The 9795-nt window shown below is 53.0% G+C and carries 10 protein-coding genes and 1 tRNA gene; 5 read left to right on the top strand and 6 right to left on the bottom strand.

Annotation, left to right across the window (positions count from 1 at the left end):
• Window positions 1-331: 331 nt before the first annotated feature.
• Window positions 332-1606 (bottom strand): phospholipid carrier-dependent glycosyltransferase, encoded by a 1275-nt coding sequence (locus P3X23_RS02805; RefSeq protein ID WP_300872946.1) that lies wholly within the window; start codon window positions 1604-1606, stop codon window positions 332-334.
• The gene (locus P3X23_RS02800; RefSeq protein WP_300872944.1) at window positions 1606-2733 is read right to left on the bottom strand and encodes an HhoA/HhoB/HtrA family serine endopeptidase; all 1128 of its coding nucleotides are present in this window, start codon (window positions 2731-2733) and stop codon (window positions 1606-1608) included. Before P3X23_RS02800 ends, P3X23_RS02805 begins: the two co-directional genes overlap by 1 nt.
• Window positions 2734-2810: 77 nt before the next feature.
• On the opposite strand from P3X23_RS02800, the gene P3X23_RS02795 reads away from it, so the two are divergent.
• A complete protein-coding gene (locus tag P3X23_RS02795) occupies window positions 2811-3020 on the top strand; it encodes a hypothetical protein (protein ID WP_300872942.1) in 210 nt (69 codons plus the stop codon).
• 292 nt (window positions 3021-3312) lie between these two features.
• Entirely contained in the window at window positions 3313-4173 is an 861-nt protein-coding gene (locus P3X23_RS02790; RefSeq protein WP_367186490.1) for a prephenate/arogenate dehydrogenase, read from the top strand.
• Here the strand turns inward: P3X23_RS02790 and P3X23_RS02785 are convergent.
• From P3X23_RS02785 to P3X23_RS02770, 4 genes are all read right to left on the bottom strand, one after another.
• Window positions 4150-4641 (bottom strand): phosphate-starvation-inducible PsiE family protein, encoded by a 492-nt coding sequence (locus tag P3X23_RS02785; protein ID WP_300872939.1) that lies wholly within the window; start codon window positions 4639-4641, stop codon window positions 4150-4152. The two genes, P3X23_RS02790 and P3X23_RS02785, sit on opposite strands and share 24 nt — an antisense overlap.
• A gap of 2 nt (window positions 4642-4643) precedes the next feature.
• Window positions 4644-5399, bottom strand: a complete 756-nt coding sequence (locus tag P3X23_RS02780) for an MBL fold metallo-hydrolase (RefSeq protein WP_300872938.1) — start codon at window positions 5397-5399, stop codon at window positions 4644-4646.
• Window positions 5400-5409: 10 nt separating this feature from the next.
• Complete coding sequence (locus P3X23_RS02775; protein ID WP_300872937.1) at window positions 5410-6933, bottom strand: serine/threonine-protein kinase; 1524 nt, start codon at window positions 6931-6933, stop codon at window positions 5410-5412.
• Window positions 6934-7033: 100 nt separating this feature from the next.
• Window positions 7034-7106: transfer RNA gene (locus tag P3X23_RS02770), tRNA-Thr, on the bottom strand.
• 245 nt (window positions 7107-7351) lie between these two features.
• Between P3X23_RS02770 and P3X23_RS02765 the strand changes: the two genes are divergently transcribed.
• The 3 genes from P3X23_RS02765 to P3X23_RS02755 all read left to right on the top strand — a co-directional run.
• Complete coding sequence (locus tag P3X23_RS02765) at window positions 7352-8584, top strand: protein kinase (protein WP_300872935.1); 1233 nt, start codon at window positions 7352-7354, stop codon at window positions 8582-8584.
• Window positions 8585-8605: 21 nt separating this feature from the next.
• On the top strand, window positions 8606-9277 hold the full coding sequence (locus P3X23_RS02760) for a DUF1614 domain-containing protein (RefSeq protein ID WP_300872933.1): 672 nt from the start codon (window positions 8606-8608) through the stop codon (window positions 9275-9277).
• Window positions 9278-9346: 69 nt separating this feature from the next.
• The coding region (locus P3X23_RS02755; RefSeq protein ID WP_300872931.1) for an NAD(P)H-quinone oxidoreductase subunit N at window positions 9347-9795 on the top strand (449 nt) is incomplete at its 3' end.

Raw genomic sequence — 9795 nt, 5'->3', positions numbered from 1 at the left:
TGGACGACCACTGACCCCCAAGAGCAAGCTGCCAATCGTGCCTTCTACGAAACGTGGTTGGATCGCCTCGAAACCTCCCGCCTCTGGAACGTGCAACTGAACAAATGACATACTCCCGGCCCTCACGCTGCGCGTAGAGGGCGGGCTTCCCCAGTCTTTTGACCTTCGCGACCGATCACCTAGCTCTCCCAGCGTCAGCAAAACTGTCTGAAGTCTGTCTTTAGTGGCAGGCTGTGGCTGAACAAGTGCTATGGATTGCCAGTGGTGGGGCGGTGGTACATTGAGCAGCAAGATTTCCCTTCGGGAGAGCGCGGGGCTTCCCGCCGATGAGCTAAATCCAAGAACGCAACCACATCCGTCTAAAAAAGCTTTGGGGCGTTACGGGTAGCCCTAAATACAGGGGAAGCCAGTAGAGAAAGCCCCCAAGAACCCCTCCTAGGACAGCAAGGCGTGCCCAGCGTGCCCAAACTCCCCAAGCGTGGCTGGCTTCCCAGACTAAAGCCAAGGCCATAAAGCTATAGAGAGCAGCAGGGAGGTAGTGATAGATAAAAACACAGCGGCTTACAAGTGCCCAGGGCAAGAGATTGGCAGCATAGTTCAAGAGTACAAAGCGGCCGGCGAGGGGGATCAATCCTAGGGGAAAAAGTGCCAACGCCGCCAAGGTACCCAGCCACAGGAGGGGGGGGTTAAAAAGGGCATAGACGGCATAAACCCACTGCGTATCTGCCAGGGGTAGGGGCGGGCCAATGACCGGCACCGCTTCACTGAGGGTTTGCACCTTTTGAAAAAAGTAACTCATCGGACGCAGCAGCAGCGGCCAAGACCACCAAGGGGAACAGTAGGGATGGGCTGTACTGGCAACGCTGCGATGAAAGTCAAACATTTGCCGATGCAGCTCCAGAAGGCTTTGGTGGGGATGAAACTGCAAATGAGGCCACCAGAGGAGCGTATAGACAACAAATGTGACAAGGGGTAGAAGCAGACACATCTGCCACCACTCATAGGTTGTTTGATATGTCGTTTTCCACTCCGCAGACAGTGGTAACTGCCGCTGGAGCAGCCAGAACAAACCTACTCCCAACAGAAAGCCCAAGCCACTCCACTTCACAGCAATACAGGCGCCAAAGACAATGCCAGCAGCAACTAACCAGAGCGATCGCGCCCTACCTCTGTAGCGCAACCCCCATAGCCAGAGAATTTGACTCACCACGCCAAAGAGCACTAGGGGCACATTGATCAGAGCATAGCGGGACTCCACCAAAAAGAGGCCATCGAGAGCAACGAGGTATCCCGACAACAGGGCGACCCGCGATCGCTGGGTCAAAAGATAGGCCAAAACAGCCACCGCCACGGGAATCAGCGATCCCATTAGGGCATTTAACCAGCGATAGCCCCAAGGGTGAAAGCCACCCCCCAGCCAAATGCTCAGGGCAATCAGGTATTTTCCCAAAGGGGGATGGGCATCAAAGAAGGGAACCCCCGCAAGATAGTTGCGGCCAAAGCGGGCAAAATAGACTTCATCAAAAACTAGGGTTGAAAAACGGGTCAACCCCCAGAAGCGGGTTGCAAGGGCAAAGAGCCACAACAGCAGTAGCCCCAAGGGCATTAGGCGGCTCCCTGTAGCTCCGCTGTGCGTACAGCAATGCGCTGGCTGCGATCGCCCCGTTGAACTGTCAGGTTCAGCACTTGCCCCACAGCGGCACTATCCACAATGTTTTGTAGTTGATCCGCACTGGTAATCGGTTCCCCATCCACTGCTGTAATCACATCTCCCCAGCGCAGACCGGCTTTTGCCGCAGGTGTATTGGGCAGAACTTGCAGGATAAGAACGCCATTGACTTCTGGCAAAATCACTGGGGAATTGGGGTTGGCATTGTTTTCCCTAGCCATTGCCGGCGTAAAGGTGGTCATTTGAATGCCAATGTAGGCGTGTTGAATTTTTTCACCGCGAATTAGGCGAGCTTGCAGGACCTTGGCCTTATTGATGGGAATGGCAAAGCCAATTCCCATTGCATCAGCACGAATGGCAGTGTTAATGCCGATGACTTCCCCCTCTTCATTGAGTAAAGGCCCCCCAGAATTGCCAGGGTTGATGGCCGCATCCGTTTGAATAAAATCAAGACGCTTATCGGGGATGCCCACTTGAGCGCTGGAGCGGTGGAGCGTACTCACAATCCCCAATGTCACTGTGTTGTCGAGGCCAAGGGGATTCCCGACGGCGATCGCCCAATCTCCCACTTTTACCTCACTGGAGTCGCCTAGGGGCGCTGTTGGCAACGGTTCTGTTACCCCTTTAAGTTTGACAATCGCCAAATCCGAAACTTCATCAACGCCACGCACTTCTCCCTCAAAGACTCGGCCATCCTTGAGGCGCACCGTTACCGTATCTGCTTGGCTGACCACGTGGGCATTGGTCATGACAATGCCACTGGGATCAATAATGAACCCTGACCCTTGACCCCGCAGCCGATCCTCTTGGGGTGGCAAGGCTAAGCCGGGGAAAAATTGGCGAAAGAAGGGATCACTGAGCAGAGGATCTGGCGTGCGCACTATTGTGCGCTCGGTATCAATACGAACAACCGCATCGCCAACTCGTTCCACTGCGGCTGCTACAAAACTATGGTGAGCCGCTGCTGCCCACACCGGTGTACCACTATTCAAGCACCAGACAAGGGCAAGGCCAAGACAGAATGTGAGGGTTCGCTGAAGCAAATGGGCAAGGCGTTTCATCATGGATGGCCTAGAGCGCAACAGAATTTAATTCTGATTGTATCGAACTACACCAGAGCCGATGAGTCGTTTTTTCACCCATGGCAAGCCCGGTCTCAAAACAGCATCGCCGGTGGATTGCTGTGGGCAGCTCCCTTGCTCTACCTATGTTTATGTTTACGATTGATGTCAGCATTGTCAATGTGGCACTCCCCCTGCTAGGACAAGATCAACGGGGCAAAGCCCTTGGCATCATTTCCGCTGTGCCCCCACTGGCATTGCCCTTGAACCGACCCTGCTCATTTTGGTGACCCTTCGCCTCATAGTCTAGGGATGTTTATTTGCTGGGAATCGCAATGTTCGACCGGAAAATTTTGCGTAGCTGGCCTCTGAGTTGCAGTATTGTAGTCCCATCCCACTGGCCCTAAGTGACTGTAACACTGGCTTTGCCCATGCCTACCATGTCTGTACCGGCTCCGTGCCCTGGGGAATGTGATGATGGCCCATCGGCACGGACCTGCACTGCTCTCTACAGAGTTGAGCAATTTGAGCACAACAATCAGTGTCACAATCGTAAAGGTATTCAAGTTCACGAACAATATGTTGCGGATTGGCATTGTAGGGCTGGGACTCATTGGTGGTTCCTTAGGCATTGATCTGCGGGCAAAGGGTCACTATGTGGTTGGGCTGAGTCGGCGAGCGCAAACCTGTGAGCGGGCGATCGCCAAGGGTGCCATTGACCGGGGCAGCACGGAGCCAGAAATCTTGCGTGCCCTTGATCTGGTATTTCTTTGTCCTCCCATTGGCAGCATTCTCAGTGTAGCTCTCGACATTACCCCCTATCTCAGTCGAGAAACGGTTCTGACGGATGTGGCATCCGTCAAAGGAGAAATTGTCCCTGCCCTTGAACAACTCTGGCCACACTATGTGGGCGGGCACCCCATGGCCGGTACCGCAGAGTCCGGCATTGAAGCGGCGCAAGCCCATCTGTTTGAGAATGCCCCCTATGTTCTCACCCCAACCCTCTACACGCCAAGTGTGGCCATTGACTGTGTTGCTGGCGTAGTCAACGATTTAGGAGCAAAGCTACTCTATGCTACCCCCACGGATCATGATCGCGCCGTTGCTTGGATTTCCCACCTTCCTGTACTGGTGAGTGCGGCACTGATTCTTGCTAATGCCCAAGAAGCCAATGAGCCGATTCGGAGGCTGGCGCAGCAGTTGGCCAGCTCCGGCTTTCGCGATACCAGTCGTGTTGGGGGCGGCAACCCAGAACTGGGACGAATGATGGCGGAATATAACCGGGCGGCAGTGCGCCATTGTTTAATCCACTACCGTGCCATTCTTGATGATCTCATTCGCCAAGTGGAGCAGGAGAACTGGGAGCAACTGCAAACAGCCTTAGAACAGGCGCAAGCCTACCGTGAGCAAGTGTATCCTTCAGGGACGCCGCCGGTAGTTTAGACGACGCACAATCCAGTAACTGGCAGACAAAGCCAAAATGGCGATCGCCAGCCCCAAGAGCTTGGCCACAGTTTCCGGTTGACTAATATCCAGAATGATGAGTTTACGGGCAATGGCAATCAAGGACGTAACAATCACCAGCTCCACAATTTGCGAGGAGACGTGGGTTTTCAGGTAGGCGGTAATATTTTCAAGAATCTCTAAGGCAACCAAGACATTGAGAAATAAACCAAAAATTTTCACCAGCTCAAGGCTAAATTGACCCAGCGGTGGTGAGAGCAACTCTGTGGCCAAAATCCGTCCCAAATCAACAATGGCGACAATGACCACAATCAACATCCCGATTGCCAACACGCGGGTTGCAACCCCCTCCATCTGGCCGAGCAACTGCAAAAACCGCTGATTGTCCTGAAGTAGAAGAATTGCCCCCCGCCAAAAGAGAATCAAAGGCCGCAGCCAGCGTCGCATCCCTAGACCTCAGCCAGAAGAACAAAGGGAGTGTAGGCCACTGGTTCCACCAAACGGGTATTTAAGCCAAGTTGCTGAAACGACACTTGCAGTTCCTCAAGGGTTCCCCGAACTGAGAGCAGTCGCGGTAGCCATCCCTCTAGGCGGAGGGTACCATTGCCAGCGGTGGTGATCATCACCTTAGGCTGAAGCCATTGCCCCAATTTCAATGCCGTCTTGCCCCCTTTGAGAATCGCGCCGACTATGGGTAAACAGACATCCAAAAGGGGCGTAATTACCACATCCACCTTGCTATAGGTGCGCAGCCACGGATCATGGCAACCGTGGGGTTCATAGTAAAGGGTTTGATTGCCACAGCGTAAAACATAACCATTTTCCTGTTGACCGGGGTTAATACTGGCGCCTTTCGTGGCTTGGATCGTCAGATCGCGGTACGTGTGGATTTGGTGAGAGCTGAGGGCAATAACGCTTTCAAAGCCAAGGGCTTGGGCAACTTTAGCAGCACTGGGGGAAGCAATGACCGGTAGGGCGCGATCGCAGGCACGAAGGGTGGGTTCATGGCAGTGATCCGGGAGTCCTTGGGAGAGCAAAATGAAATCCACATCCGTCGGTATGGCACAGGGGTGCGATCGCTCCGCCTGAAACAGCCACGGCGTGTTGCCAAAGGTCAGTGCCCCCACAAACCATGGATCAACCAAAATCCGCGTATTACCCAACTCCCATAACCAAGTATTGCTCTCCAACCACGTTAACTGCATTGCCCTGCTCCTACAGGAACCGCGCCAAGATACTGTAAATCAGCAAGAAGATGTTGCCCATAACCACACAACCCAACCCCACTAAACCACAAATGAGTAGCGCTGTCACACCCCCTAATCCCGCTTGCAAGAGGGGCATAGAAAAGAGAACTGTCCCTGAAATGACCGCAATGATCAACTGCTCCCAGTATTCAATCAAGCGTTTGTACTGCATAAACACCAAAAGGGCAAATAAAGCGCCAATTAGCCCTGCACTCACACCCACAGGCAACTGCCAAGTTGTCATCAAACTAAAAATCATCAGCCCCAAGGCGGTCATTTCAAAGCCTGTAAAGCCAGCACTAATGAGAATTTTTAATGCGGGTAAGGGGGGCGCCGGCTGCCGTGGCGGTTTCGCCTTAGGACGGGGGGTAACCGTGGGAGGAGTCAGCGGTGCCCGTGGCGGAGAAGGTGTGAGTTGCGACACGACGGGAACAGGAGAGGGCGGTGGCGGCTGCGGCACGGGGGCAGGGGGTGTCACTGGCTGTGGCGGTGCAGGGGGTGGCGGTGCTGGCATTGGGTTGGGGCCACTATTGAGCGCTGCTAAAACTTCTGCTGCCGATTGGTAGCGATCGCTAGGCGCAGGTTGCAGCATGCGATCTAGAATTGCTTGCAATTGTGGACTGACTTGGGCATAGGCATGCCAATCCCAGCGGTTGTTGTAGGCATCAAATAGTTGACTGGGGTCTTTGCCCGTCAGGAGCACAATACAGGTAACAGCTAGGGCATAGAGATCTGAACTGGGATAGACCCGCTCCCCTCGCGCTTGTTCCGGTGGTGCATAGTATTGAGTATAAATACCGGTAAAATGTCCTTGTGGGCCGCCCCCTTGGGAAATCTGCTTCACCGCCCCAAAATCCAGCAGGTAGAGCCGCCCTTGGCCGGGAAACTTTGTCTTGTGGGGGTGCTGGCGCATGATATTCGAGAGTTTAATGTCGCGGTGGATTGAGCCGTGGTCATGGACGTACTGCAATACGGGTAGAAGTTCCCGCAGCACTTGCCGCACCTGTTCTTCGCTAAAGCATCCCTGTTGAATCAGTTCATCCTCTAAGGTTTCACCATCAATATATTCCTGTACGAGGTAGAAATACTGCTCTGTTCCCTGTCCATCAATACTGGGGACTTCTTCAGCAAAAAATGCCAGCAAGTCTGGGATCTGGGCATGCTGACCCAGTTGATCAAGAACTTGCCCCTCCCGCTCAAAAAGTTCCAGAGCCTTTTGCCGACTCTGGGGATCGGACATCAACGGCATAAACTGTTTAATCACACACTCGCGCCGACCAGGGGTATCCAAATCCCTTGCCAGATAGGCGGCTCCAAAGCCCCCCCGCCCTAACAGCCGCTCGGCGACGTATCGCCCCCGCAGAATCAAGGGCATTCCACAGGCTGTACAAAAGCGTTCTCCGACACGGCTATAGCGTTTGTTGGGGTTGTCTAACTCTGGGACATCGTTTTGGGGACGACTACAGTGGGGACGGGTACAATAGATAAGCATGGCAGGGATGGCGCAATCGTTTCCTTGATCATCATAGTGCCGTCATAGCAGTCAAGAGTGAACCACGGGAACATTATACGTTTGAGCGTGAAGTAACCAAAGCTGATGGTCGGACTCGAACCGACGACCTACTGATTACAAGTCAGTTGCTCTACCAACTGAGCTACACCAGCACTATTCCTTAGTTTACTACGCTTTGGCAGCAACGAAAACCCTGAGCATCTAGCTCCCTTCATTGCAAACTGCAACAAGCATCCGCAAGGCTGAGGAAAATAGGCTAAATTCTGATTACAGTCCTATTTTATAAAAAAAGATGGGATACACCAAGGAGTCTTCGGTCTAGTAGAGGCTTTCAATGCCATGGGGGTATTCCATCCATGGGAAAAGGGCTGTAGTTTGCTGTAGCAGTTGCCTACCTGTGATTATCCTGCACCTGTTAGACCCTTGGAAACGCACCCCCGTCAAAACCTGGCGTTTTCCAATTAAAACAACCATTCGCATTGGTCGCGCCGCAGACAACGATGTAATCCTCAAGGATATTCTTGTTAGTCGCTATCACGCTGAGTTGTGTTGCTATCGGGATCCAGAGAATCTTGGCCGTTGGTATCTCAAAAGTTTAGGGGCGATCGGCACCTTTGTTGACGGTCGCCTTGTCGATGAGAGTAAACTCGCCAATGGTAGTCTGATCCAACTCGGTCCTACCGGCCCGATTCTTGAATTTCATCAACAGAATCTCAGCCGCAGCGCACCAACCCTCAGTGAGTGTACCCATGCGGGTAATATGCCGGGAAATCTATTTTGCATTCACTGTGGTCAACCCCTCCAGGTGCAGCGCACCGTACGTAACTATCACATCCTGCGCCTTTTAGGACATGGCGGGATTGGCACAACCTATTTAGCCTGTGAAGCTCAAACAACTGGTAGGGTGCCGCAGGTGCGGGTGCTGAAGGAACTACGGGCAAATATGCTAGACAATGAGAAGGCTCAGGAACTATTTGAACGGGAGGCTCGTATCTTACAACGCCTAGATCATGCAGGGATTCCCCGCTTTTACGACTTTTTTGTTGAAGATGGGAAAAGCTATTTAGTCATGGAACTCATTCATGGCATTGACCTAGAGCGCTGGGTATTGCGCAATGGTAAGGTGCCGATTCCTCAGGCGGTGCAGTGGATGATTCAAACCTGTGGTGTTTTGGACTATCTGCACAATCAGGATCCCCCAGTGATTCACCGCGACCTCAAACCCAGTAACCTGCTGGTGCGATCGCGGGATAATCAGATTGTTTTGATTGACTTTGGTGCGGTTCAGGAACTGGGGCATTCTCCCGGTGCTACTCGCATTGCCGTGGAGGGCTACAGCGCCCCGGAACAGATGATGGGCAAACCCACCATTCAGTCGGATTTATTTGCAGTGGGGGCAACGTTAGCTTTTTTACTGCTGGGCAACAGTCCGATTCGCTTCTATCACCACCGTGATGGCTTTCATCGCCTTGACGTTTCGCAGTGCCCAGAGATTCCTGACCCCTTGAAACAGGTGTTGCACCGCGCTACGGCTCCCCTTTTGGGCGATCGCTATCCTTCCGCCATTGCCCTAGCCAAAGCTCTCAAGGATGCTGTTGCTCAACTGCCCAAAGAATCATCGCAAGTTTAATGAACGGGATTCTCAATTCCTATGATTTATCTGCCGGTTACTGCCTTGCTTTTTGTACTACTGTTGCTGTCGCTGCCCTTTCTTTGGCTGGCAATTGCCCTCGATACAGTGCAAGTGGCTGTTGCCAAGCTGGGCTTTTCACCCACCGCTGCCTCAGTCCTACTCCTACTGGTGATTCTCGGTAGTACGATAAATATTCCCCTCTATGAGCGAATCTCCACGGTGGCCATTGTTCCTGACTTTGAGGCACTTTGGTTAAGTCGGTTTTGGGGAATTCCCCTGCGCAAAATTGAGCAAAAAACCATTGTGGCGCTGAATGTGGGGGGCGGCTTGATCCCAACCATATTGGCTCTCTACCAATTTAGCCGCGTCAGTCCTTTGGCAATTCTCTTGGTGACGGCAATTGTGACAGCGGTGAGTTACTACTCTGCTCAGGTGGTACCGGGCATTGGGATTCAGATGAATGCCTTAGTTGCTCCCCTTACAGCAGCAATGACCGCCATTTTGATTGCTGGGGGTACGGCGGCAGCGCCCATTGCCTTTGCTGGGGGTGTCCTAGGGACGCTCATTGGTGCTGATTTACTCCACCTACGGGAAATTGAGCGGATGTCAGCGGGGGTGCTAAGTATTGGTGGTGCCGGTGTCTTTGATGGCATTGCCTTATGTGGGCTATTTGCACTGCTGTTAACTTAGACATATCCGCAGCAGGAAGGGGCATGGTAAAGTGCTGGATGGAATGCTAAAACCGGTGAGAAAGAATCTATGGGGCTGTTAGCTGGCTATCAATTCGTTAAAGACTTAGAGGCCGCTGGAGCATTAGCTCTCTTTGTGCCGCCAGAGGGAGGTTTTGAGGGGCGCTATCAACGGCGACTGCGCTCTAAGGGCTATACTACTTTGCATATGAGCGCTCCGGGCTTGGGAGATTTGGCTGCCTACCTGACCCAAGTGCACGGGATTCGTCCGGCTCACACAGGCAAGGAGAACATTCGGGTGTATTTCCAGCCTCCTCTTGTTACCTATCACTTGGAAAACCTCCCTCCTAACGCCAAAGGCTTAGTGCTGTGGCTGATTGATGGCAAGCGACTCTCAAAACAAGAATTTGCCTACTTGGCACAGTTGACTCAGACTCTGCCGAAACTTAAAGTAGTGGTGGAAGTGGGAGGCGATCGCTACGTGCGCTGGGAACCCCTTGCCAATTGGGTTGCCGCTGC

It is taken from the genome of Thermosynechococcus sp. Uc (genome assembly GCF_029335995.1).
In the GTDB taxonomy this organism is placed as follows: domain Bacteria; phylum Cyanobacteriota; class Cyanobacteriia; order Thermosynechococcales; family Thermosynechococcaceae; genus Thermosynechococcus.
The sequence above is the reverse complement of the archived record's forward strand: the minus strand, read 5'-3'. Positions and strand labels throughout refer to the sequence as shown.

Excerpts from the sequence above, each read along its gene's own strand:
- P3X23_RS02785 (WP_300872939.1), bottom strand. The coding sequence starts at position 4,641 with ATGCGACGCTGGCTGCGGCCTTTGATTCTCTTTTGGCGGGGGGCAATT.
- P3X23_RS02795 (WP_300872942.1), top strand. The coding sequence starts at position 2,811 with ATGGCAAGCCCGGTCTCAAAACAGCATCGCCGGTGGATTGCTGTGGGC.
- P3X23_RS02780 (WP_300872938.1), bottom strand. The coding sequence starts at position 5,399 with ATGCAGTTAACGTGGTTGGAGAGCAATACTTGGTTATGGGAGTTGGGT.
- P3X23_RS02775 (WP_300872937.1), bottom strand. The coding sequence starts at position 6,933 with ATGCTTATCTATTGTACCCGTCCCCACTGTAGTCGTCCCCAAAACGAT.
- P3X23_RS02805 (WP_300872946.1), bottom strand. The coding sequence starts at position 1,606 with ATGCCCTTGGGGCTACTGCTGTTGTGGCTCTTTGCCCTTGCAACCCGC.
- P3X23_RS02760 (WP_300872933.1), top strand. The coding sequence starts at position 8,606 with ATGATTTATCTGCCGGTTACTGCCTTGCTTTTTGTACTACTGTTGCTG.
- P3X23_RS02800 (WP_300872944.1), bottom strand. The coding sequence starts at position 2,733 with ATGATGAAACGCCTTGCCCATTTGCTTCAGCGAACCCTCACATTCTGT.